The 25,361-nt window shown below is 61.8% G+C and carries 16 protein-coding genes and 2 pseudogenes; 10 read left to right on the forward strand and 8 right to left on the reverse strand.

Going from position 1 to position 25,361, the window contains the following annotated elements:
- The first annotated feature begins 6 nt into the window (after positions 1–6).
- Complete coding sequence (gene dctA / locus JN403_RS18610; protein WP_172611920.1) at positions 7–1,314, forward strand: C4-dicarboxylate transporter DctA; 1,308 nt, start codon at positions 7–9, stop codon at positions 1,312–1,314.
- An 86-nt stretch (positions 1,315–1,400) separates the two neighbouring features.
- Here dctA and JN403_RS18615 read toward each other — a convergent pair whose 3' ends face one another.
- Positions 1,401–2,441, reverse strand: coding sequence for an alpha/beta hydrolase (locus JN403_RS18615; protein ID WP_205483675.1), 1,041 nt, complete (start codon positions 2,439–2,441; stop codon positions 1,401–1,403).
- A gap of 395 nt (positions 2,442–2,836) precedes the next feature.
- On the opposite strand from JN403_RS18615, the pseudogene mexE reads away from it, so the two are divergent.
- From mexE to JN403_RS18640, 5 genes and pseudogenes are all read left to right on the forward strand, one after another.
- Positions 2,837–4,077 (forward strand): annotated as a pseudogene (mexE, locus tag JN403_RS18620) (multidrug efflux RND transporter periplasmic adaptor subunit MexE).
- Positions 4,078–4,089: 12 nt separating this feature from the next.
- The gene (locus JN403_RS18625; RefSeq protein ID WP_205483677.1) at positions 4,090–7,281 is read left to right on the forward strand and encodes an efflux RND transporter permease subunit; all 3,192 of its coding nucleotides are present in this window, start codon (positions 4,090–4,092) and stop codon (positions 7,279–7,281) included.
- Positions 7,281–8,678, forward strand: a complete 1,398-nt coding sequence (locus tag JN403_RS18630) for a TolC family protein (protein WP_205483679.1) — start codon at positions 7,281–7,283, stop codon at positions 8,676–8,678. The genes JN403_RS18625 and JN403_RS18630 overlap by 1 nt, the downstream gene beginning before the upstream one ends.
- Before the next feature lie 327 nt (positions 8,679–9,005).
- Entirely contained in the window at positions 9,006–10,004 is a 999-nt protein-coding gene (locus tag JN403_RS18635) for a tetratricopeptide repeat protein (protein WP_345945854.1), read from the forward strand.
- Between the two features lie 355 nt (positions 10,005–10,359).
- Positions 10,360–10,725 (forward strand): histone-like nucleoid-structuring protein, MvaT/MvaU family, encoded by a 366-nt coding sequence (locus tag JN403_RS18640; protein WP_122534759.1) that lies wholly within the window; start codon positions 10,360–10,362, stop codon positions 10,723–10,725.
- Positions 10,726–11,218: 493 nt separating this feature from the next.
- Here JN403_RS18640 and JN403_RS18645 read toward each other — a convergent pair whose 3' ends face one another.
- Positions 11,219–11,722: a DUF4946 domain-containing protein gene (locus tag JN403_RS18645; protein ID WP_240357012.1), complete on the reverse strand. Its 504-nt coding sequence runs from the start codon at positions 11,720–11,722 to the stop codon at positions 11,219–11,221.
- 200 nt (positions 11,723–11,922) lie between these two features.
- On the opposite strand from JN403_RS18645, the gene gloA reads away from it, so the two are divergent.
- Positions 11,923–12,453: a lactoylglutathione lyase gene (gene gloA, locus JN403_RS18650; RefSeq protein WP_205483683.1), complete on the forward strand. Its 531-nt coding sequence runs from the start codon at positions 11,923–11,925 to the stop codon at positions 12,451–12,453.
- Between the two features lie 351 nt (positions 12,454–12,804).
- Here gloA and JN403_RS18655 read toward each other — a convergent pair whose 3' ends face one another.
- Positions 12,805–14,613 carry an EAL domain-containing protein gene (locus tag JN403_RS18655; RefSeq protein WP_205483685.1) on the reverse strand — a complete coding sequence of 603 codons (1,809 nt, stop codon included), beginning with the start codon at positions 14,611–14,613 and terminating at the stop codon, positions 12,805–12,807.
- A gap of 367 nt (positions 14,614–14,980) precedes the next feature.
- Between JN403_RS18655 and JN403_RS18660 the strand changes: the two are divergent.
- A pseudogene (locus JN403_RS18660) lies at positions 14,981–17,004 on the forward strand (methyl-accepting chemotaxis protein).
- A 48-nt stretch (positions 17,005–17,052) separates the two neighbouring features.
- Here the strand turns inward: JN403_RS18660 and JN403_RS18665 are convergent.
- The 5 genes from JN403_RS18665 to JN403_RS18685 are packed head-to-tail and all read right to left on the reverse strand — an operon-like array spanning position 17,053 to position 22,477.
- Entirely contained in the window at positions 17,053–17,964 is a 912-nt protein-coding gene (locus tag JN403_RS18665) for an SMP-30/gluconolactonase/LRE family protein (RefSeq protein ID WP_205483687.1), read from the reverse strand.
- A gap of 16 nt (positions 17,965–17,980) precedes the next feature.
- Positions 17,981–18,937, reverse strand: a complete 957-nt coding sequence (locus JN403_RS18670) for an ABC transporter permease (RefSeq protein ID WP_205483688.1) — start codon at positions 18,935–18,937, stop codon at positions 17,981–17,983.
- Positions 18,934–19,923 carry an ABC transporter permease gene (locus JN403_RS18675; RefSeq protein WP_205483690.1) on the reverse strand — a complete coding sequence of 330 codons (990 nt, stop codon included), beginning with the start codon at positions 19,921–19,923 and terminating at the stop codon, positions 18,934–18,936. The genes JN403_RS18670 and JN403_RS18675 overlap by 4 nt, the downstream gene beginning before the upstream one ends.
- Positions 19,920–21,377 carry a sugar ABC transporter ATP-binding protein gene (locus JN403_RS18680; protein ID WP_205483692.1) on the reverse strand — a complete coding sequence of 486 codons (1,458 nt, stop codon included), beginning with the start codon at positions 21,375–21,377 and terminating at the stop codon, positions 19,920–19,922. The genes JN403_RS18675 and JN403_RS18680 overlap by 4 nt, the downstream gene beginning before the upstream one ends.
- Positions 21,378–21,436: 59 nt before the next feature.
- Positions 21,437–22,477: an ABC transporter substrate-binding protein gene (locus JN403_RS18685; protein WP_205483694.1), complete on the reverse strand. Its 1,041-nt coding sequence runs from the start codon at positions 22,475–22,477 to the stop codon at positions 21,437–21,439.
- Between the two features lie 274 nt (positions 22,478–22,751).
- On the opposite strand from JN403_RS18685, the gene JN403_RS18690 reads away from it, so the two are divergent.
- Together JN403_RS18690 and JN403_RS18695 are read left to right on the forward strand one after the other, a co-directional pair.
- On the forward strand, positions 22,752–24,050 hold the full coding sequence (locus JN403_RS18690) for a GAF domain-containing sensor histidine kinase (RefSeq protein ID WP_205483696.1): 1,299 nt from the start codon (positions 22,752–22,754) through the stop codon (positions 24,048–24,050).
- On the forward strand, positions 24,035–24,781 hold the full coding sequence (locus JN403_RS18695) for a response regulator transcription factor (protein ID WP_205483698.1): 747 nt from the start codon (positions 24,035–24,037) through the stop codon (positions 24,779–24,781). Before JN403_RS18690 ends, JN403_RS18695 begins: the two co-directional genes overlap by 16 nt.
- Positions 24,782–25,361 lie beyond the last annotated feature (580 nt).

The following is a 25,361-nucleotide window of genomic DNA, read 5'->3' on the forward strand; positions in this document are numbered from 1 at the left end:
GCTTCCGTGGAAACGTCCCAATCACGCTGGTATAGCCAGCTGTATGTGCAAGTGCTGATCGGCATCGTGATCGGCGCCGCCATCGGTTACTTCTTGCCAGACATCGGTGCCAAGCTCCAGCCCTTCGCCGATGGTTTCATCAAACTGATCAAGATGCTGTTGGCGCCGATCATTTTCGGGACCGTCGTCGTGGGTATCGCGAAGATGGGCAGCATCAAAGAGGTGGGCCGAATCGGTGTGAAGGCCCTGCTCTATTTCGAGATTCTGTCCACCATCGCGCTGGTCATCGGCCTGATCGTCGTTAACATCGTCAAGCCGGGGGTCGGCATGAATATCAACGTCAGCGCCCTTGATGGCAGTGCTATCAGCAAGTACAGCCAGGCCGCCAGTGAACAGGGCGGGACCATTGATTTCTTTCTCAATATCATCCCTCACACGTTCCTCGGCGCCTTTTCCAACGGGGTCATGCTTCAGGTCATCCTGCTATCTGTATTGATGGGCATTGCGTTGGTGCAAATGGGCGAAACCAGCAAACCGCTGATCAACACCATTGATCTGTTCCTGCAAGGCCTGTTCAAGATCGTTGCCATGGTCATGCGACTGGCGCCGATCGGTGCGGGTGCAGGCATGGCCTTCACCATCGGCAAGTACGGCATCGGCACCCTGCTCTCGCTCGGTCAGTTGCTGATCGCCCTGTACCTCACCACGCTGATCTTCATCGTCGTCGTGCTGGGTTCCGTGGCACGGTGGTCGGGCATGCCGCTCATGCAATTTCTGCGTTATTTCAAGGATGAAATTCTCATCACGCTGGGCACCTGCTCGACCGAAGCGGTGCTGCCACGCATGATGGTAAAACTGGAAAAACTGGGCTGCAAAAAATCGGTGGTGGGCATGGTGCTGCCGACCGGTTACACGTTCAACGCCGACGGCACCTGCATCTACCTCACCATGGCCGCCATTTTCATTGCCCAGGCGACCAATACTCCGCTGACCTTTGCCGATCAGTTGATTTTGCTCGGAGTGTTCCTGCTGACGTCCAAAGGCTCGGCAGGCGTGGCAGGTGCGGGGTTCGTGACGCTGGCGGCGACCCTGACCACCATTCACTCCATTCCTCTAGTCGGGCTTGTTTTGCTGCTGGGCATTGACCGGTTCCTGAACGAAGCGCGGGCCGTGACCAATTTGATCGGCAATGGAATCGGCACCATCGCCATCGCCAAGTGGGACAACTCCTTCGACGTCGCGGCCTGCGAGCGTGAGATCGCCGCGATGAAAACTGAAAAATCCCAAAGGAAAGCCTTGGCGGCGCAGAAGTAATCCGCCGGGACCTCCGTTGATTGCGCGTGAGACACGGCATCGTCGGCAGCCGCTTCAAGGCTCATCCAGTCAGGTAAACGGCGTTGTCACCGCTGCAGCTTCCGTGACAGGAAGTCCCGGATGTACTGCGCAATCTCGGGCGCATGGGTCTCCAGCGCGAAGTGCCCGGCATCCAAGAGATGCACCTCGGCACTCGGGATGTCCTTGCGAAACGCTTGCGCGCCCGGCGGAATGAAGGCCGGGTCGTGCTGGCCCCAGACCGCGAGCAAGGGCGGCTGGTGCTTGCGCAAGTACGCCTGAAACGCGGGATAGGCGGCGACGTTGCTGCGGTAGTCAAGAATCAGGTCCAGCTGTATTTCCTCCGCGCCGGGCCGGGTCATGTAAAAAATGTCGAGGTTGTAGCCGTCCGGCGAGAGCTTCTCGGGATCCGCACCGGTGCCGTATTGCCAGTCGCGGATGGTCTTGGGCGACAGCGACGGTCGACAGGCTTCACGGTTGGTCGGCGAAGGATCACGCCAATAGGCCTGCCACGGGTCCCACTGATCACTGAAACCTTCAAGGTAGGCGTTGCCGTTCTGGCTGATGATGGCTGTCACCTTTTCCGGGTTGGCGGCGGCGAGGCGCAGGCCGGTGGGCGCCCCGTAGTCGAAGATGTACAGCGCGTATCGGGTCAGCCCCAATGCTTCGGTGAACCCCTCGACCACTTTGTAGAGGTTGTCGAAGGTGTAATCGAACTGGCCCCGCGGCGGCGCCAAGGTATTGCCGAAACCGGGCAAGTCCGGCGCGATCAGGCGGTACTGGCTGGCCAGCAGCGGCATCAGGGTGCGGAACATGTGGCTTGCGCTCGGGAAGCCGTGGAGCAGCAACAGTACTGGCGCATCCTTCGCACCGACTTCGCGGTAGAACACCTCGACGTCGCCGACCTTTTGCGTGTGGAACCTGACACGGAAGGCATCGTCGAACTCGGCGCTGCTGTGCCGGCCGGAAGGAGGTGAGCTGGCTGAGGCCGTGCTGGCAAATGACCCGGCCACGGCAGACGCTGCTCCCACCGCGGACGCCTGCAAGATACCGCGGCGGCTGAAGCCGGGCTTACTGTTCGATGAATTGACCGAATCGGAACGAGTCATTGGGAGACCTTCATGAGTGGGTTCAGGCTGAATGCTATTGGCCGCAGCGAAGGCCGTGAATCACCAGGAAACTCAACTCACCATTTCTGATTGTGCAACGTTGCTGAAGATCTTGAGGCGTATGAACCGGCCTCTTCCCGGCTGAAGCCGGTCCCACTAAAAGCACCGTGCCTCCCAGTTGGACCGGATTCGATTGAAGGACGTCTCTGCGCAATAGCTCAAAGGCACGTGGATTTATGAACAGATGCCACATGACGGTGCAGGGTATTGATTGCAGACCTTTTATTACGCTGAACATCATTACGACTGATAGTTACCTTCGCGTCATTCGATTCGTGCAATAACACCCCCGAGAACATTATCCGCCCATCTCAATAACATCGGCGGATTCTCCCATGCTTCAGTCTTTAACTCCTTTGCGCTATCCCCTCGCCGCGTTGACCCTTGTGGTCCTCAGCGCGTGTGGCCGGACGCCTGAGGCGACGGTTGCGCCGGCGGCGGCGAAAGTCAACGTGGCCAAGGTGATCGAGCAACCGGTCAACGAGTGGGACGAAGTCACCGCCCGCCTCGAATCGCCGGAAACCGTTCAGGTTCGCCCGCGTGTTTCCGGCCAGATCGACTCGGTTGCGTTCACTGACGGCGAGCTGGTGAAAAAGGCGACCTGCTGTTCCAGATCGACCCGCGCCCGTTCGAAGCCGAAGTCCACCGTCTGGAAGCGCAACTGCAGCAGTCCAAGGCCGCTGCCCAGCGCAGCACCAATGAAGCCCAACGCGGCGAACGTCTGCGCACCAACAATGCGATCTCCGCCGAACTCGCCGACTCTCGTACCACCACCGCCCAGGAATCCAAAGCTGCCGTTGCCGCCATCCAGGCACAGCTTGATCTGGCGCGCCTGAACCTGAGCTTTACCCGCGTCACGGCGCCGATCACCGGCCGCGTCAGTCGTGCGGAAATCACCGCCGGCAACATCGTCACCGCCGACCAGACCATCCTCACCAGCCTGGTATCCACCGATAAGGTCTACGCCTACTTCGACGCCGACGAGCGCGTGTTCCTCAAGTACAACCAACTGGCTCGCGACGGCAAACGCGGCGCGACCACGCCGGTGTACATGGGCCTGTCCAACGAAGCGGAAAACCCGCACCTGGGTCAGATGAACTTCGTCGACAACCAGGTCAATCCGCGCACCGGCACCATCCGTGGCCGCGCCGTGTTCGACAACAGCAAGGGCGAATACACCCCGGGCCTGTATGCGCGCCTGAAGCTGGTCGGCAGCGGCACCTACTCAGCCATGCTGATCAAGGACGAAGCGGTGGGCACCGATCTGGGCAAGAAATTCGTGCTGGTAGTCGACAAGGACAACAAGGCGATCTACCGCAGCGTCGATCTGGGGCCGAAGCTTGAAGGCTTGCGCATCGTGCGCAGCGGCCTGAGCAAAGACGACCGCATCGTCGTCACCGGCCTGCAACGCGTGCGTCCGGGCTCACCGGTTGACCCGCAGGACACGCCGATGGCCAGCCCCGAAACACTCTCCGCATTGCAACAACAACGCCAGGCGCTCGAAGCCAGCAACCAGTCCAAGGCGCAGTCCAAGCTGGACGCCAAGGTTGCTGCTTCCGCCACGCCACGCGGTTAAGGGACACACTCGATGAATTTCTCCAAGTTCTTTATCACGCGACCGATCTTCGCGGCGGTGCTTTCGCTGCTGATCCTGATCGCCGGCGCGATCTCCCTGTTCCAGCTGCCGATCAGTGAATACCCCGAAGTCGTGCCGCCGACCGTTGTCGTGCGCGCCAACTTCCCCGGCGCCAACCCGAAAGTGATCGGCGAGACCGTCGCCGCGCCGCTGGAACAGGCGATCACGGGCGTCGAGAACATGCTCTACATGTCTTCTCAGGCGACCGCCGACGGCAAGCTGACCCTGACCATCACCTTCGCGCTGGGGACCAACCTCGACACCGCGCAGGTGCAGGTACAGAACCGGGTCACCCGGACCGAGCCAAAGCTGCCGGAAGAAGTGACGCGCATCGGTATTACCGTGGACAAGGCCTCGCCTGACCTGACGATGGTGGTCCACTTGACCTCGCCGGATCAGCGTTACGACATGCTGTACCTGTCCAACTATGCGGTGCTGAACATCAAGGATGAGCTGGCACGCCTGGGCGGTGTCGGCGACGTGCAGCTGTTCGGCATGGGCGACTACTCGCTGAGGGTCTGGCTCGATCCAAACAAGACCGCATCGCGCAACATCACGGCGACCGACGTGGTCAACGCCATTCGCGAGCAGAACCGTCAAGTGGCAGCCGGTCAACTGGGCGCACCGCCCTCCCCGAGCGCCACCAGCTTCCAGATGTCGATCAACACCCAGGGCCGTCTGGTTTCTGAGGAAGAGTTCGAGAACATCATCGTTCGCGCCGGCGACAACGGCGAAATCACCCGGGTCAAAGACATCGCTCGCGTCGAACTGGGCTCCAGCCAGTACGCCTTGCGGTCGTTGCTGAACAACCAGCCAGCGGTGGCGATCCCGATCTTCCAGCGCCCAGGCTCCAACGCCATCGACATTTCCAACGAAGTGCGCGGCGAGATGGAACTGCTGAAGAAAAACTTCCCGGAAGGCATGGACTACAGCATCGTCTATGACCCGACGATCTTCGTGCGCGGCTCCATCGAGGCGGTGGTTCATACCCTGTTCGAAGCGCTGATCCTCGTCGTACTCGTCGTGATTCTGTTCCTGCAGACCTGGCGCGCCTCGATCATCCCGCTGGTCGCCGTACCGGTGTCGCTGATCGGTACGTTTGCGGTCATGCACCTGTTCGGCTTCTCCCTCAACGCGCTGTCGCTGTTCGGGCTCGTACTGGCGATCGGTATCGTTGTGGACGACGCCATCGTGGTGGTGGAGAACGTCGAGCGGAACATCGAGCTTGGCCATCCGCCGATGGAGGCCACGCAAATTGCGATGCGAGAAGTGACCGGCCCGATCATTGCCACGGCCCTGGTGCTGTGTGCGGTGTTCATTCCGGCGGCGTTCATCTCCGGCCTGACCGGGCAGTTCTACAAACAGTTCGCGCTGACCATCGCCATTTCGACGGTGATCTCGGCCTTCAACTCGCTGACCCTGTCGCCTGCGCTGGCCGCTGTTCTGCTGCGCGCCCACGATGCACCGAAGGACGGCTTCTCGCGGTTCCTCGACAAGCTGTTTGGCGCCTGGCTGTTCCGCCCCTTCAACCGTTTCTTCGTCAAGGCCAGTAACGGCTATGTGAGCACGGTTGGCCGAGTGATCCGCGTCAGCGGCGTGGCACTGGTGGTGTACGCCGGCCTGATCGTGATGACCTGGCTGGGTTTCTCCAACACCCCGACCGGCTTCGTACCGGCACAGGACAAACAGTACCTGGTCGCCTTCGCGCAACTGCCGGATGCCGCGAGCCTGGATCGCACCGAGGACGTGATCAAGAAGATGTCGGCCATGGCCCTGGAACAACCGGGTGTGGAAAACGCCATTGCCTTCCCTGGCCTGTCGATCAACGGGTTCACCAACAGCCCGAACTCCGGCATTGTCTTCGTCGCCCTCAAGTCCTTCGATGAGCGCAAGCAGGCCAGTGAGTCTGCGGGCGCCATCGCCGGTGCCCTCAACGCCAAGTATGCCGGGATTGAGGAAGCCTACATGGCGATCTTCCCGCCCCCGCCGGTACAAGGCCTGGGCACGATCGGCGGTTTCCGTCTGCAGATCGAAGACCGTGGCAACCTGGGTTACGACGAGCTGTACAAAGAGACGATGAACGTCATCGGCAAGAGCCGCAGCGTGCCGGAACTGGCGGCGCTGTTCACCAGCTACACGGTGAACGTGCCCCAGGTCGATGCCGCCATCGACCGTGAAAAAGCCAAGACCCTCGGCGTGCCGATCAGCGACATCTTCGACACCCTGCAGGTCTACCTGGGCTCGCTGTACGCCAACGACTTCAACCGTTTCGGCCGGACCTATCAGGTCAACGTGCAGGCTGAGCAGCAGTTCCGCCAGGACGCTGAACAGATCGGTCAGTTGAAAGTGCGCAACAACCGCGGCGAAATGATCCCGTTGGCGACGCTGTTGAAAGTCACCAACACCTCGGGCCCGGACCGCGTCATGCACTACAACGGCTTCATCACCGCCGAGATCAACGGCGCAGCGGGGCCGGGTTACAGCTCGGGTCAGGCGCAGACAGCGATGGAAAAACTGCTCAAGGAAGAACTGCCCAACGGCATGACCTACGAGTGGACCGACCTGACCTACCAACAGATCCTGTCGGGCAACACCGCCTTGCTGGTCTTCCCGCTCTGCGTATTGCTGGCGTTCCTGGTACTGGCCGCGCTGTATGAAAGCTGGAGCCTGCCGCTGGCGGTGATCTTGATCGTGCCGATGACCCTGCTGTCGGCCATTGCCGGTGTGATCATTGCCGGGAGCGACAACAACATCTTCACCCAGATCGGCCTGATCGTACTGGTGGGCCTGGCGTGCAAGAACGCGATTCTGATCGTCGAGTTCGCCAAGGATGAGCAGGACAAGGGCAAGACCCCGCTGGAAGCTGTGCTTGAAGCCTGCCGCCTGCGTCTGCGGCCGATCCTGATGACCTCCTTCGCGTTCATCATGGGTGTGGTGCCACTGGTGCTGTCCAGCGGTGCCGGTGCCGAAATGCGTCATGCCATGGGCGTGGCGGTGTTCTCCGGGATGCTCGGTGTGACCTTCTTCGGTCTGCTGTTGACGCCGGTCTTCTATGTACTGATTCGGAACTACGTTGGACGCAAAGAGGCACGCAAGGCGGCCAAGGCTCAACGCATTCAGACCACCGCCCCGGAGGCTCATTGATGAAAGCTGCAAAACTCTTTCTGCCGAGCCTGCTGGTGCTGGCGCTGGCGGCCTGCGCCGTCGGCCCGGACTACAAGAAGCCGGAAACCGCGGCGGCCAACATCCAGGCCGCCACCCAGCGGGCCTATGACCGCAGCCACATCGAGACCGTCTGGTGGCAGCAGTTCGACGACCCGACCCTGAATAACCTGGTTGCCGAATCGCTACAGGGCAACCGCGAGTTGCGCGTCGCCTTCGCCCGGCTGAAAGCGTCCCGCGCGATTCGTGACGACATCAGCAACGACGCGATGCCTGTCGTGACCAGCCGCGCCAGCAGCCAGATCGGCCGCTCGCAGGTACCGGGTGAAACCGAACACAGGGTCAATCAGGAACGTTACGACCTCGGCCTGGACATGGCCTGGGAACTGGACCTGTTCGGCCGCATCCAGCGGGAGCTGGAAGCCAGTGACGCCGACCAGCAGGCTGCCGAAGCCAACCTCTATCAGCTGCAGGTGACGATGATCGCCGAACTGGTCGACGCCTACGGTCAGCTGCGCGGCGCCCAATTGCGCGAGAACATCGCCCGGGACAACCTGAAAAATCAGCAGGAATCCCGCAGCGTCACCGCTCAGTTGCGTGATGAAGGCGTGGGCAATGAGCTTGATGTCGTGCGTTCCGACGCGCGTCTGGCGGCGGTGGAAGCCACCATTCCGCAGCTTCAGGCCGAGCAGGTGCGCCAACGCAATCGCATCGCCACCCTGCTCGGCGAGCGTCCGGACGCCATGACCGTGACCCTCGCTCCGGCCAAGCTGCCGGCGATCTCCAAGGCTCTGCCGATCGGTGATCCGACCAAGCTGCTGGAAAACCGTCCGGACGTACGCAGCGCCGAGCGACAACTGGCGGCGCAAACCGCGCGAATCGGCGTGCAGACCGCCGACCTGTTCCCGCGGGTCAGCCTGAGCGGTTTCCTGGGTTTCACCGCCAGCCGTGGATCGCAGATCGGGTCCGGCGCAGCGCAAGCGTGGGGCCTCGGCCCGAACATCACCTGGGCGGCATTTGACCTGGGCAGCGTCAGGGCGCGGATTCGCGGCGCCAACGCCGATGCCGAAAGCGCGCTGGCCAATTACGAGCAGCAAGTGCTGCTGGCCCTGGAAGAAACCGAAAATGCGTTCAGCGACTACGACAAGCGTCAGCAGCGTCTGGTGTCGCTGGTGCGGCAGAGTGAAGCCAGCCGTTCGGCGGCGAATCTGGCGAACATTCAGTACCGCGAAGGCACGGCCGACTTCCTCGTCCTGCTGGACGCCGAACGTGAGCGTCTGGCCGCCGAAGACAGCCAGGCCTTGGCCGAAATCGATCTGTATCGCGGCATCGTCGCCATCTACAAAGCCCTTGGCGGTGGCTGGCAGCCGAACGCCTGACGTCATAGGTTGAGCAGCGGGATCGCTCAACCGGCGGCGGATCTGCAGCGCTGATCTGCGGCCACCCTCCGCCGCTCTCCAAGGCCCCGGACCCACAAGGTTCGGGGCTTTTTTCTGAACCGTTGATAAACAACCCGCGAGCGCCCGAGGGGGCCATCACTCCCCACAGCGTTTGACACTCGGCGGTCTCTCCCCGAAGCTGCTGCACACGCCCACACGGAAACCGATATGTCTGAGTCGTCTTCCCGGCGCACACCCGCCCAGCTCAAGGCTCGACGTCGCTGGCAGGTGGCAATTGCGCTGGCGCTGTTGCTGCTGATCATCGCCATGGCGATGCTGGTGCGAAACTGGCACGCGCCGCCGGCCGCACCGCAGGTCAATCACAGCTATGCCGAAGCACTGGAGCAGGCCCACGGTGGCAAGCCCGGCGCCGCGCGCGTGCTCTATCAGCAATTCACCCGCACTGACCTGTCGGACATTCGCCGCGCCGGCCTGCTGGCTGAGCTGGTCAATTACCCGGGCCCCCAGGCCCTGAAAATTCTGCGCGGCGATCTCAAGCGCCCCGCGCCGCTGGTTCAGCAGGCGGCTATCCAGGCAGTCACCGCCATGCTGCCGGAAGATCAACGCAGCACGCTGATCGGCCCCCTGCTGGACGATGCCGACGATGAGGTGCGCTTCAGCGCGGTGCGGGCGTTGCTGCCGTTAAGCCCGGATGAACTGGGCCTGTATTACGGCGCGCTGCAAGAGGCCGCTCAGCAGTATGAGCAGGCGCTGACCGCCCAGCCGCCGAGCGCGCAACGCCAGCTCGCGCTGGCGCAGCTCTACCTCAACAACGGTACCCCGCAAAAGGCGATCGATGCGCTGGAACTGGCCGCAAAGCTGGAACCGGACAACCTCGAGACCGGGCTGGCGCTGGTGCAGTTGCTCGACGGTCAGGGTCAGGCCGATCGTTCGCGTCAGTTGCTCGCCCAATGGCTGGAGAAACAGCCCCAGTCGTCCCTGGCGCAACACGCACTCGGCCAATGGCTGCTGCGTCACAAACAGAACGAATACGCCCTGCTCCCGCTGACTCGGGCCATTGAGCTGGACCCTGAGAATACCGGCTACCGTTACGACCTTGCCGTGGCGCTTCACGACCTCGACCAGCTTGAAGCCGCGCAGCGTCAGCTGGAGGATATCCTGCAGCGCGCACCCGCCGACCGCCGCGCGCGGATTTTGCTGATTCGTTACTGGACCGAGACCGGGCAGCTGCAGAAAGTGCAGGTGCTGCTCGCGGAACTGGAGCAGCTCAACGCCGATGATCCTGCCCTGCAGCAAGGCCTCTAAAACGGGACTGTTTCCAACGGCGCTAAAGTATAAGAAATTACTTACAACGCTTTGCGCCTATTATTGTTTTTTTGTCAGACCTGCTTATCGTCTCCGAGGTGTTTCACTTAGCGATTAGTAATCCGCTATTTTACAATGCGTAAAAAACGTGCATTATTTACTCGCGCCACAACTGAACTACCCCGTCTTGATACCAACGCTCATCCTCAGAAGTTAGTGTCGACGGCTGATCCTGATGTCAAGGACACGGTAGAACGTGGTGAAACCAAAAGCAGCAGAACCCGATGCGTATCGTAGTGCGTGCCAGGTTGCTTGCATTGAGCTGACAACAGCCATTAATTGCCGGAGTATCATTTTGTCCAGACTTGCCGAATATCGCGCAGCAGAAAAAGCCCTTCAGGAGCAGCTGGCCCAGCTGGAGTACCTGAAGAACGACGACGGATTGAAGAAGGAAATCGAGTTCGAGCAGCAGTTGCAGGCCCTGATGAGCAAGTACGACAAGACCTTGCGCGACATCATTGCCATCCTCGACCCCCACACCGGCGCCTCCACCTCCGCACCAGCAGCTCCGAAACGCCGCCGTCCGCGTGTCGTCAAGGTTTATCAAAATCCGCACACCGGCGAAGTGATCGAGACCAAAGGCGGCAATCATCGCGGTTTGAAAAACTGGAAAATACAATACGGCGCCGAAACCGTTGATTCGTGGTTGCGCGGCCGCTAGTCCACTGCTCCCTTAAACATTGGCCTGCAACATTGAGAGGAAGCTCTGCTCGCGGGGCTTCTCTGCAAGTCGGTCTGTATGGCAATGAAACATGTGCGCTCAGCGCTGATAACAGCCAGCCAACGGTGAGGTATTTTAAATAATGCAAGCCGGCGCAGGCACGCTTTGAATATCAAACCTGACAATTAGCTGAACAGATTCGTATTAAAGGGAAATACCGCTTTCAATAAACGGCTGGCTTATAGCATGCTTGATCGTCGAGTTTCACCCGCGTTATTTATCACGCTAAATGTGGACGTGAGGGGCGTTGAGGCTGGCCATGAGCCTTCATGCATCGACAGACGAATTTTCCCTCCGCGGCTGAACGGCTCGTGAGCTTCACATTTTTTCACACCGGGTTGTAGAGGATGGAGGCTACTAAAGGATTAGTGCCCCAATGCCCGCTTCGGCGGGCTTCTTTATGCCCGCGATTTGTGTATACCCTGCCTCAACCCTACTGCGCCGATCCGAGGCGCAGACTGTCCCTGATTCGCAGCACTTCGTCTTTATGGGCTGCATAGCCCTGCGCCGAGCCGGCATACGACAACGACCACGCCAATTGCGGACTCGCCGCTGCTACCAGTGTCTGTGTCATGACGTGGTTGCCGTTCTGGGTGATCGTGCACGTGGTCTCCATTGCCGGTATGTCGCTCAGCGTGCTGTCTTTCATCCGCGTGCAAACGCTCTGAAAACCGCCGCGGGCGAAATTGACCTGCACCGCCTTGCGCATCTCCAGGAGCACGCTCTGCACATTGACCGAGTGACCGGGCTGCAGCTGCGTCTGAGTCAGCTCCACCACCATGGCCGGATCGCCGTTCTGATCGTTTTTAACCGCACGCTGTCGTATTTGCACCGCGGGCTGACCTTCGCTCGGCGGTGGCTGGGGCAGCGCTTCCACTTCCCAGCCTTCGGGCCAGATGATCGTGGCGTCTGCCGAAGACGCGACGCCTGGAATCATCAGCACGAGACAGAAAGCAACACGGGCGCATGAGCGCAATGAGAGATGCATGGGCGGTACCTGGATCTAGAGCCGCGAAGTGTGAGCCGGTCATCCATTGCCCACAAGCCGAAAGCCGCGATTTATGCGCCTTCGGTTTGGCGAGTCGTTCATGAGTCCGTATCATTACGCAACATTTTAGCGTTAACCCGGAGACAACCATGAGTCTGCACGACCTGAACACCTTCCCCGGCGTCACGGCCACCCCGGACGCATCGACTGCAAAATTCGTCTTCAACCACACCATGTTGCGGGTCAAGGACATCACTGCTTCCCTGGATTTCTACACCCGCGTGCTGGGTTTCAGCCTGGTGGAAAAACGCGACTTCCCGGAAGCCGAATTCAGCCTTTACTTCCTGGCGCTGGTGGACAAGGCGCAGATTCCACAGGACGACGCCGCGCGCAACGTCTGGATGAAAGGCATCCCCGGCGTGCTCGAACTGACCCACAACCACGGCACCGAGAAGGACCCTGCGGTTTCCTACCACAATGGCAACACCGACCCGCGTGGCTTTGGCCACATCTGCATTTCGGTGCCCGACGTGAAGGCCGCCTGCGCGCGCTTTGAGGAACTGGGCGTGGACTTCCAGAAACGCCTGACAGACGGCCGCATGAAAAGCCTGGCCTTCATCAAGGACCCGGATGGCTACTGGGTCGAAATCATCCAGCCGACGCCGGTATCGGGCGAGTAATCGCGCTCGATCAGTAGGACTTGCCTTGATCGGGACAGGACCGGCATTGACCCCGACCGTGGGACCGGCTTTGACGTCTTCTGTAGGACCGGCTTTAGCCGGGAACGCGTTAGGCGTCACGCCGCAGGAATGCGGGTGTTCACACCGGCCTCTTCCCGGCTAAAGCCGGTCCCACTAAAAGCAGCGGGTGCACCCAGCGATATTAAGGATGACCTCGACTATTCGCGTGTGACCTCGACCGTAGGACCGGCTTTAGCCGGGAAGGCGTTGGTGCTTACACCGCAGGATTACGGGTGTTCACACCGGCCTCTTCCCGGCTGAAGCCGGTCCCACTCTGGAACCCGGCAAGGGTCACGCTGCTTCTATCACCTGATCCGTATCAGCCAGATCCGCATAAAGCTGCGCGTTCGACGGCTCAGGGGTGAACGTCAGCGCAATGTTCTGGCACTGCTCTCTGAGCTGTTGCAGCTTCAGCGGCCGGCTGAGGAAATACCCCTGCGCTTCCTCGCAGCCGAACTCACGCACCAGGCTCATGCAACGGAACGTTTCGACGCCTTCTGCGACGGTGCGATAGCCCAGCTCGCTGGCCAGGTGCAGCACGGATCGGGCAATGATGCGGTTGCGCGGGTTGCTCTCGAGGTCCGTGACCAGGGATTTGTCGAGCTTGAGGATATTGGCCGGGATTTCGTGCAAGTAGGCAAAGTTGCTGTATCCCGCGCCAAAATCGTCGATGGCCACGTCAACGCCCAACTCGCGAATACGAGTGAGCTGGGCAATGACGCGCTTGTCCGCTCGAATCCACTCGCCTTCGGTGATCTCGACTTCCAGCCGAGCCGGTTTCACGCCGTGCCGGTCGCAGGCGCTTTGCAGCGTCAAAGCGATGTCCAGATCGGCGAAGTCCAGCGGCGACAGGTTGAGCGAGAGACGCACCTCTTCGTCGATCCAGCCGCTGAGGTCGCTCAGCGCCCGATCAATGACCCATCGGGTCACCGTGCTGATCCTGCCGGCGCTCTCGATCAACGGAATGAATTCGCTTGGCCAGATCTTGCCCAGCATCGGATGGGTCCAGCGAATCAACGCCTCGACGCTGAGCAGACGGCCATCCTGCAGGCTGAAACGTGGCTGGTACTCCAGATAGATGTCGCCACTGACCAGCGACTCGGCGAGTTCGTTGAGCAGGGTCAAGGCGCGCCGCTGGGCGCAATCCTCCGCTTCGTCATACGCCGCCCACGGCACCTGTCGATAGACCGCTCTCCCCGCCGCGTGAGTCGCTTTGCCCATGAGCGCAGCGGCGGAGTTCTGACCGTCGTCACAGCAGGCCAGCCCCACGGCAATCTGCTGATGAGTAAAAGGCTCTGTGATCAGAGCCAACAGCATGCGAACCAGGTCGTCGCGGCGAGACCGGTCGCAGCTCATCTGCACACAGAAATCCTGGTCGCTGACGTGGTACAGCTCGGCGATGCCATCCAGGCGACGACGCAGGCAGTGAGCCATGTCGCGACGCGTCTGCTGCGCATCCAGATTGCTGCTCACGCTGATATCCGCAACGCTCATCACCGGCTGGGTGCGGATTACCACCATGAGTCTCACCTGGCTTGCGGTCACCTCAACGCCCTGGGTGTCCAGCAGGAACTGCTGCAAGTTGGGCAGGCGGCTGACAGGGTGGCGGTAACGCATCGCCTGGCACTGTTCGACCTGCCCCATGACCAGTTGCGCAAAATCTTCGAGGACAGCCACTTCGTCGGGCAGGAGCTCGCGGGGAACTGTGTCGATCAGGCAAAAGCTGCCGAGCACATCGCCGTGCTGATTGCACAACGGCGCCCCGGCGTAGAAACGGATGCCATCAGGTCGGGTAACCAGCGCGTTGTCGGCGAAGCGCACGTCAAGCGTGGCGTCATTGACCACCATGACGCCGGAATTCTGAATGGTGTAGCGGCAGAATGACTGCTCGATAGGCGTCTGACTCGCGTCGAAACCTACCCGACCGGGGAACCACTGGCGGTCTTTTTCCACCAGCGATACCAACACCGTCGGTACGCGAAAGTGCGCAGCAGCCAGGCGACACAGGCGGTCGAAATCCTCATTGTGTGCGGTTTCCAGCCATTGCAAAGCATGAACCGCGGACAGGCGCTTCTGCTCAATTTGCAGCGAACAGTTCATGGCCTGCGCCCTCGGTTCTAAAAATACGGATTGAATGATATCTCATGGCCACTACTGCTAACACTGCTTCATGACGGAAGGTGCGAAGCGGTGATAACAGCCTTAAAACAGACTTCGGCCGAGTTGAGAAAACTGATGTCACAAAGACATCAGTTAATCGTTTCAGTTCCAAAACTATACAGAAATAAAGTTTTGTACAAGTTTTAATAAAGTTAATACGATCGGCGCCGACAGATGGATCAGAGCGACCCGCAGGCAGCCATAACGCTTCCTGCAGAAAAGTCGTCAGCGCCACTGACTTCCGAGAAAAAGGACCGTTCTCACCGACAAAATCCTAATCGCCCCACTTAGGGGCTGTGAGAGCCCCATGAATATTCTTGCCCCTGCCGTGTACCTGACCAACCGCCTGCGCTTTCCCGCCAAGTTCGCGGTGCTTGCCATCATCGTTCTGCTGCCGCTGACCCTGTTGGGGGCGCGCTTGCTCAATCAACTCAACGCCAGCATCGATAACATCCATTCCGAACAAGTCGGCCAGCGCTATCTGACGGACGTTACCCCCGTGCTGCGCCTGTCGATGCTTCAACGCGCTCTGACCAACCGCTTGCTCAGCGGGGATCAGACCGCCCAACCTGACCTCGCCGCCAACCAGGCCAAACTGCTGGAGGCGTACACCAGACTCGAGACCACCGACCGACAGCTGGGTGCGGGGCTTGAAACCGGAGATCGGGTGCAGCGCTTGCGCTCCGGTGCCGAAGGGCTGATCAGCCAGACTAAAACCGGGGCCGATCAGGCGACCCTGTTTGACGCATGGAGCGATCAGATGACCCAGACGCTGAATTTTATCTACTTCGTCTCCGCCACCTCCGGGATGGTGCTCGACGAAGACTACGCCTCGCTGTTCCTGATCGATCAAAGCACCCTGCGTCTGCCTCGCCAGATCAACGTGGTCGGACAGTTGCGCGGCTTGGCCAGCGGTCTGCACGAGGGTCAGCCGCTCACGGACACCCTACGTGGCACGATCAAATCGCTGCTCAAGCAAGAAGCGCAGATTCGCCAGGAGCTGCTGCAGAGTCTCAGCCTGCTACGGCGTCAGGAACCGACCCTTACTGATCGCATTCAGTCTCCTGTGAGCAGCGGGCTCTCCAGCCTCGACAGCTTTCGCAGCGACTTGCAAACCCTGATCACCTCACCGGAAACCACCATCACCGGCATGCAGGGGCTGCCAGCGAAAGGCAATGCCGTGGTCGCCGAGCTGTATAAGGCACAGGACGCCTTGCAGGCAGTGCTGTCCGCAGAGCTTGAACAGCGCGTTCAGGACAAATCGGCTGACCGCGCCGCCATGCTGGCCATGTTCGCCATCGCCGGGCTGTTGCTGATCTACGCCTTCAGCGGGATCTACAGCGCCATGCGCCGGGCCATGGAAGACATGTTGAGCGCCACCCGCCGCATCGCTCAGGGCGATCTCACTGCCCGTGTCAATGTGGTCGGCAAAGACGAAATGGCCGACATCGGCACCGGCTTGAATCACATGGTCCAGGCCTTTGGTGAATCCCTGGCTCAGGTCGAGCGCAGCTCGAGTTCGGTGTCCGACGCAGCCACTCGCCTGACTGCGTCCATCGACCGCGCCAAAGTGTCGATGAACGCCCAGCAAGGCGAAACCGAACAGGTCGCCACCGCCATCAACGAAATGACCGCCAGTGTCGCCGACGTGGCCCAGAACACAGAAGGCGCAGCGCGTGCAGCGGAACAGGCCAGTCAGGCGTCCGGCAAAGGCCTGGTCGTCATGCAGCAGACCCGCCAGACCATCGAGGCACTGGCCGGCGAAGTCGACCTCAGCGCGCAAAGGTCGCAGCGCTCGCGCTGCACAGTCAGGAGATCGGCGGGGTCATTGAAGTGATCCGTAACATCGCCGACCAGACCAACCTGCTCGCCCTCAACGCCGCCATCGAAGCCGCCCGCGCCGGTGAGCAAGGCCGTGGCTTTGCCGTGGTCGCCGACGAAGTGAGGACCCTGGCTTCACGCACGCAGAACTCCACCGCCGAAATCCAGCGGATCATCCAGCAGTTGCAACTGGCGACCAGCGCTGCCGTGGAGCAGATGAAAGCGGGCAAGGACCGGGCGCAGGATTGCCTGACGTCGGCCGATCAGACGTCCTCAAGCCTGAACGCGATCAACGAAGGTGTGGAGTCGATCGTCGGCATGAACACCCAGATTGCCAGCGCTGCCGTTCAGCAGCACGCCGTGTCCGAAGACATCAACCGCAATGTCACCGAGATCCGCAATGGCACCTTCATGTTGATGGAAGGCATCGAGGACAACGCGGTAACGGCGGACGAACTGTCGCTGTTGGCCGGCGAACTGCGCACTGTGGTCGGTCGTTTCAAGCTTTGAGCACCGGGGCGCGTTCCGTCAAACGACACGCGCCCTGCCCTGCATCGCTCAAGGGACCTGAGCCCCCGCCACCGCCACGTACACCGAGTACAACGATGTGTTGGCGGTGATGAACAAGCGGTTACGGCGCGGGCCGCCAAAGGTCAGGTTGGCGACCTTCTCCGGCAGGCGAATCTTGCCCAGTAACGTACCGTCGGCGGCGAAACACTGAACGCCGTCGCCGGCACTGGTCCATACATTCCCTTGCACGTCCACGCGCATGCCGTCCGGCACGCCCGGCTCGATCACCGCAAACACCCGCGACTGCGCCAACTCACGTCCATTGACGACCTCGAACGCGCGGATGTGATGGGGCCCGTCGGGATCGTGGGAGCGACCGGAATCGGCGATGTACAAGGTCTGCCCGTCCGGGGAGAACGCCAGGCCGTTGGGCTGGACGAAATCGTTGGCCATGCAGGCGACCTCGCCGCTGTCCGGGTCGATGCGATAAACATGGCGGCCCGCCTGCTCTTCCTCAGCCTGATAGCCCTCGTAATCGGTGAGGATGCCGTAACTCGGATCGGTGAACCACACCGCGCCGTCGCGGTGCACTACCACGTCATTCGGCGAATTCAGGCGCTTGCCTTCAAAGCGCTCGGCCAGCACGGTGATCGACCCGTCCGGTTCAGTGCGGGTGACGCTGCGGGTGCCGTGCTCGCAGGTGATCAGCCGGCCCAGGAGGTCGCGGGTGTTGCCGTTGGCGAAATTCGACGGGGTGCGGAACGTCGACACGCCCTGCTCCGGGGTCCAGCGCAACATGCGCTGATTGGGGATGTCGCTCCACAGCAGATAGCCGCCATCGTTGAACCACACCGGCCCCTCGGCCCAGCGGCACTGATCGTACAGGCGCTCAAGCTGGGTGTTGGGCAGGATCAGGCGGTGGAAACGCTTGTCATGGCATTCATAGAGGTCGTCGGACACAGGTTCGATCCTTAATTCAGGCGCGGGCATGTTTGCGGCCGCTGACAGCGGTAATCACCGCGATGATGATCAGGCCGGTGAGGATCAGCCGCACCCCGGCACTGGCGCCGAAGGTGTTGAGCATGCTCACCAGCAGGTAGAGAAACAGCGACGCGCCCCAGATCCCCGGTACGTTGGAAAACCCGCCGGCCACCGAGGTGCCGCCGATTACCACCACGGCGATGGACGCCAGCAGGTATTCCTCGCCCATGCCCAGGGACGCACCGCCGGAAAACCCGGCCAGGGTCAGGCCGCACAAGCTGCCGAACACCGCGCAGAGCACGTAGGTGGCGAAACGCATGCGCCCGACACGAATCCCGGCCAGTTCGGCGGCGCGGGCATTCTGCCCGATGGCCAGCACCGAGCGCCCGTAGCGGGTGCGGGTCAGCACATAACCCATGAGCACCGCCACGGCGATCACCACGAGGGCCAGATACGGCACGCCGAACACGCGGCCGGTGGCGAAGGTGTAGAAACCCTCCGGCGGCGGCACCCGCACGCTGCGGCCATAGGCGATGGCCAGGGATTGCAGGATAAAACTCGCCGACAACGTGGCGATGATCGGCGGAATGCGCAGCAGGCGGATCAGCGCGAAATTGCCGCAGCCCACCAGCACGCCGATGCCGAGCACGCCGAGCACGCCCAGCCAGATGTTCGCGTCCTGACCGTCCATGAGCTTCATCCCCAGCGCGCCGCTCAGGGCAATGTTGGCCGGGATAGACAGGTCGATGTTGCCCGGCCCGGTGCTGATCACGAACATCTGGCCGATGCCGACAATCGCGAAGAACGTCGAGAACGCCAGCGCGCCAGACAGTAACGCGCCTGCGCCCTGCCCGCCGGTAAACACCAGCGTCGCTACCCAGATCAATAAGGCGGCGAGGAAGGACCACAGCCACGGCTTGCCGCGCAGCGCTGCGACAGTTGAAGTGCTCATAGCGGGCGTACCTCCAGACGATTGACCGCCGCACGCAGCGCCAGCACGAAAATCAGAATCGCGCCCTGGGCGCCGATCTGCCAGTCAGGCGAGATGCGGATGAACGACAGCAGCGAACCGGCCAGCACCAGGGTCAGCGCGCCGAGCACTGCGCCCATGGGTGACACGCGCCCGCCGACGAATTCGCCGCCGCCGAGAATCACCCCGGCGATGGACAACAGGGTGTAACGCAGCGCCACGTTGGCGTCGGCCGAGGTGGTCAGCCCCACCAGAAACAGCCCCGACAGCACGCCGAAACTGCCGGCCATGGCGTACATTGCCACCTTGATGCGCAGCAGCGACCAGCCGGCCTTGGCGATCGCCAGCGGATTGCCGCCGGCGCCGCGCAACACCACGCCGACGGTGGAGCGCATCAGGAAAAAGTGCATCGCCAGCCCGAGCACGAGGCACACGATGATCGCCAGCGGAATCAGCGGCGGCTTGATTCGCACCAACGCTTGCAGCCACTGCGGCGCCGTCCCGCCCGGCGACGGCAGCAGCAGAATCGCACCGCCGACCCAGATGAACGACATGCCCAGGGTGACGACAATCGACGGCAGATTGCGGCTATGGATCAAGGCACCCAGCAGCGCATACACGCCCACGCATCCGGCCAGCGCCAGCCAGCCGAGGAACGGGTGTTGATCGAGCAGCGTCACGGCCACGCAGGCGACGAAGCTGATGAAACTGCCCATCGAGAGATCGAGGTCGTTGACGCTGATGATCAGCATCTGCGCGATGGTTGCCAGGGCAATCGGCACCGCCAGGTTGAGCATCAGGTTCAGGCCCATGTAGCTCATGGCCCGGGGTTGCATGATGAAAATGGTCGCCAGCAAGACCACCAGCGACACCGCCGGCAAGGCGGCGCGGAGCATGCGGGCACGGCGAGCGGCGTTGTTGCGCGTCGCGACGGGTGCGCGGGCAACGGAATTCAACGGGGCATTCATGGGGTTTCCTCGGCGAAGGAGCTGCGCAGGATGCGCTCCTCGCTCAATTCACTGCGCGGCATGTCGAGCACGGCCTGACCGTCGCGGAAGACATACACGTGATCGCAATAGGTCAGCTCTTCCAGTTCCGTGGTGTACCAGATGAACGTGCGGCCGCGGGCGGCCTCCTCCATCAGAATCGAATACACCTCGCGCTTGGTGCCGACGTCGACGCCGCGCATGGGGTCGTCCATCAGAATGATCTGGCTGTCGGACGCCAGCGCCCGGGCAAACAAGGCTTTTTGCTGGTTGCCACCGGACAAAGAGAGGATCGGATTGCCCATGTCCGGGGTGCGGATGCTCATGCGCTTCATCCAGTCATTGGCCATCGCTTGCTCGGCATCAGGGTCCAGCAGCAGGCCGCGCTTGAGCTGGTTGAGGGAGCCGATGGTGATGTTCTCGCCGATGGACCACAGCGCAAACACGCCGTCGGTCTGGCGGTCACCGGCCACGAAACTGGCGCCGGTGCCGTGCTTGACACAGTCGCGCAGCACCTGGGTCAGCAGTTGGCTTTGACCATGGCCCGCCAAGCCGGAGAGCCCGACGATCTCGCCGGCAAAGGCCTGCACCGAGCGGCCATCCGCCTGACGCGCCGGGCGCTGCTGTACGCGAGGGCTGCCTTGCTCACGGCGGGACGCAAATGCCTGTGTGGCTTGTTGCTGTTCGCGGGCCGTGCCGCCCATGACTTCCACCAGCGAATCATGGGTGAAGTCCCGCGCGGCGCGGGTTTCGACGATTCTGCCGTCCCGCATCACCGCGATGCGGTCACAGGTGCCGAGCATTTCGCCGAGGATGTGACTGATCAGCACGATGCTGCCGCCGCCCTCGACGAACCGCCGCACATGCCGCAGCAACTGCTCGGCGACGCGGGCGTCGAGGGATGAGGTGGGTTCGTCGAGGATGATCAGGTCAAGGCGCTCGTCGACGTTGATGAACGCCCGGGCGATCTCCACCATCTGCCGCTTGCCGATGGACAGGTCAGCGACGATGTCATCGGCGTCGATGCCGTGGCCGGGGAAAATCTGCTCCAGCATCGCTTCGATCAGCGCACCGGCCCGACGCCGCCAGCCGAAGCCGCGCAGAGCCGGAGACATCAGCCGGGTGTTTTCCGCGACGTTCAAGTTCGGGCACAGCGACAGCTCCTGAAACACGCAGCGAATGCCATGCTGACGCGCCACTTGCACTGAATAGCCTTCACGCAGGTCGCGGCCCTCAATCAGCAACTGGCCACAGTCGGCGGCCAGGGTGCCGGCGAGCACTTGCATCAGGGTCGATTTGCCCGCGCCGTTGTGGCCGATCAGGCCAAGGCATTCGCCGGCGCGCACGCTCAGGTCGACGTCTCTCAGGGCACGCACGGCGCCGAACGATTTGCCGGCGCCAGCGAAGGCCACCCGCACAGGTCCATTTGCGTTCATGGTCGAAATTCCTTGGCGGGCCGCAGGCAGCGCGGCCCACGGTGCTCAAATGGAAAAGCTCACAGGGAAGCGGCGGGCTTGAGCTTGGCGACGTCGTCGACGCTGTAGGTCTCGCTGACGATCCCGCCCTTGGGCAGGTCCTTCAGGCTGGCGTCGAGGGTCTGCTGGGTGACGATGACCGCTGGCGACAGCAGGTCATGGGGCATCTGCTTGCCGTCGAGCAACTGCTGTGCGACATAGAACGCCAGGCTGGAGATGCTCGGCCCGCTGCTGATCGAGAAGCTCTGATAGCCCTGGGTGTCGCTTTGCTTTTTCCACCAGCTCAGCTCTTCTTCGCGGTTGCCGAAGATGATCGCCGGCAACGGACGGCCCGCCGCGACAAAGGCCTGGGCAATGCCGACGCCTTCGCCGCCCTGGGTCACCACGGCGTCGACTTTCGGCAGGCTCGGCAACACACCGGAAACGGCTTTCTGCGCCACGGTCGGTGACCAGTTGCCGTTCACTTCGCCGATCACTTTCAGGTTCGGGTGCTTCTGCGCGCCGGCGGTGATGCCGGAGTGAATGCGCTCGTCCACCGACACGCCGGCCAGGCCGCGCACTTCCAGCACATTGGCGCCCTGGGGAAAGCGCCCGGCCAGATAATCCATCTGCTCGATGCCGGTCTGTTTGAAGTCCATGGAGATGCGATAGGCGCAGGGTTCGGAGACGGTGCCGTCGAAGGAGACAACGATGATGCCGGCGTCGCAGGCCTGCTTCACCGCACCGTTGAGCGCCGTCGGCGATGAGGCGTTGATGACGATGGCGTCATAACCCTGAAGGATCAGGTTCTGGATTTGCGCGGCTTGCTCGGTGGCCTGGTTTTCCGCCGTGGTGAAGCTGTCGGCCGCCGCGATCACGCCATCCTTGACGGCTTTGTCGGTGGTCTGCTGCCAGCTGGCGAGCATCAGTTGGCGCCAGGAGTTGCCGGCGTAATTGTTCGAGAGCGCGATCTTCTTGTCGGCTGTATCGGCGTGGGAAGCGACGGGCAGAGCAATCAGGGGCGCCACGGCCAGTGCGGCACAGAGCAACGAACGGCGTAGCGGGTGACGACGACTTTTCATAGTTGAACCCTTGTTATTTTTATGGGGGCTGCAGGGTGGCCGACGGCGTCGGTCGCACCTTATTACGAACAGTACGCGGCGAGTCTGCACTGGCCGGTGCGGAGCGTCAGTGGTCAATCGTGCAGACCTGATGCGGGATCCCGCAAGCGACCTGCTGGAACATGCGTTCTTTTTGCCACGCAGGGGCCATAATGACCCGACTGCTCCCTGCAGTTTCAAAAAGTGTTCCGTTCGAAAAGTGTTCGATCCCAAAAATAAAAACAGGTTGGAGCCCATGGCACAGCGACCGCACACCCTCGCCGAAGACGTGCTGCATCACTTTCTCGGCATTTCCCGCGCCCTCGCCGGCCAGCTGGATTTCCAGTCGATGATCGATGCCGTCTCCCGGGAAATCAGCCCGATCCTGCCCCACGATCACCTCGACGTGTGCCTGTTCGTCCTCGACAGACGCGAGCACATTACCTATGAAAGCGGCGTACACACCTTATGGGGCGACGTGGCCCAGCCGATGCCGGTGCACACCAGCCCCATTCGCACGGTGCTGCTGGGCGAGCAGCCTTTTCTGCTGACCCACGACGCCATGAACGACGCACGCTTCGCCTTCCCCGGCGCCATCAACCACCCGATTTTCGACGCCCGTTTGCGCAGCCGCCTGCACGTGCCCTTGCGCGCCCGTGGCGAAATCATCGGTGCGCTGAGCTGTTCCAAACACACCGAGCATTTCTACACCCTGGATGACGTTCGCCACACCCAGCACGTCGCCGACCTGCTGGCCTCGTACGTGTACGCCCTGCGCCAGACCGAACAGGCCAAACAACTGGCAATCGCCGAAGCCCAAGTGCGTGCGCGAGAAGAAGGCCTGCGCCAGGGCGCGCTACGCCTGACCGAGGAACTGGAGCGTGAACGGCAACGGGTCGGCATGGATTTGCACGACCAGACCCTCGCCGACATGACCCGCCTGCACCGGCGCATCGCCCGCCTGCAAACCCTGCCCAGCGTGCCGGGCGAGGACCTGCGCGGAATTGCCCGCGCCCTCAAGGACAGCATGCAGGAGTTGCGTCAGCTCATTGATGCGGTCAAGCCGACGGTGCTGCAGTTGTTCGGCTTTGAAGAAGGCGTCGAAGACCTGTTGCGGCGCAGCGTGCGCGACAGCGGCCTGAGCATCGAAACGCGGTTGCAGGACAGCACCGATGGGATGGGTGATCGCTTGCCGGAGTCGGTGAAGGTCGCGGTGTTCCGCATTATTCAGGAAGCGGTGAACAACGCGATCAAGCACGCCATGCCGGACAGCATCGTCATCCACATCAGCCACACCTGCGGTCTTTTGCAACTGACCATCGACGATGACGGCCTTGGGCTGGACGTGGGGCATCGGTTCAACAGCGGCGGCATTCAGAACATGCAGGTGCGCGCGCAACTGATGGCGGCGCAGCTGACCATCGAACGCGGTCCACACGAGCGGGGCACCCGGGTAAGGGTATGCCTGCCGCTGGCTGATCTCGCTGTTGTGGGTGAGGCAACGTGTGTTTCCGGGCCTGCGCTTTTAACGGAGACGCCATGCACGTCCTGCTGATTGAAGACGACCCGGTGCACCGGGCGTTCCTGCGCGAAGTGATCGAAGTGGCCCTGCCGGAATGCACCCGTTTGCTGGAGGCCGAAGACGGCCAGATCGGCGAGCGGCTGTTCAGTGAGAGCCCGGTGGATGCCGTGGTGATGGACCTGCAGATGCCCTGCCGCACCGGCGTCGAAGCGGCCAAGACGATTTGGCGGCAACAGCCGGACACGTCGATTCTGTTCTGGTCGAATTACTCGGATGAGGCCTATGTGCGGGGCATCGCGCGCATCGTGCCCCAGGGGGCCGCTTACGGTTACATCCTCAAAACCGCCTCGGAAGAGCGCTTGCGTCTGGCCTTGCGGGGGCTCTTCATCGAGCAGCAGTGCGTGATCGACCGCGAGATTCGTGGCGTGCAACTGAAGGCCCACGATCAGTTGTCCGGGCTGAGCGACGGCGAATACGAAGTGCTGCAGGACATCGCCCTGGGTCTGACCGACCGCACCATCGCTACCCGCCGCAACCTGTCGCTGCGCAGCGTGCAGAACCGGCTGCAGCAGCTTTACGAAAAACTCGGCGTCTACCAGCCCGATGCGGCTGGCGAGCGCAGCACCGCCTTCAACCTCCGCGCCCGCGCGGTCAACGTCGCCCTGCTCCGCCGCCTCCTCAACCGCACCGCGCTGGAACAGGCCGAGGCCGAACTGCAACTGTGGCTGAAAAACCCTGCGCGGCATTTGTTTAAAGGGGACTGATTTATTTACAGCGCTTCACCGTAAATTAATCTGTCCCCGGAGTGCGCGGTGCGGCTGAGGGAAGATCAAGAGCGTCTGCCTGGGGGCAGACTGTTTCGCCTTCGGCGACTTACTTTTGAAAAGCACCAAAAGTAAGCAAAAGTGCCTGCTCCTGGTTTGGCCCCTCGTGCCTCGGGGTTCCTTCACTCCGGTCTCGCTCCGTGGGCCCGCGCCGAACGGACATCCATGTCCTGACGGCGCTCTCGCCGCATCCATGCGGCTCGGCCCACTGCGCGAGACCTGCGTTCAGCCTGCACCCAAGTCGCGTTTGGAGGCGTCTGGGCGTTATGTGTCTGAAGATCAAGATCAAAGGCTTCCCGGCTGAAGCCGGTCCTACGATTGGACCGCGTGCTCTTGCATGATGATCGTTCCTCCGCTCCGCGTGGGAATGCATCCTGTGACGCTCCGCGTCACCTCCCCAGGCCTGAATGCGCGTCGTCTTCGGGACGCGGAGCGTCCGGGGCTGCGTTACCACGCGGAGCGTGGGCACGATCAATGTTCTGCGGTGTGGCGCATGACGCCTTCCCGGCTAAAGCCGGTC

Origin of the sequence: Pseudomonas sp. 15A4, assembly GCF_016925575.1 — a bacterium.
Classification (GTDB): domain Bacteria; phylum Pseudomonadota; class Gammaproteobacteria; order Pseudomonadales; family Pseudomonadaceae; genus Aquipseudomonas.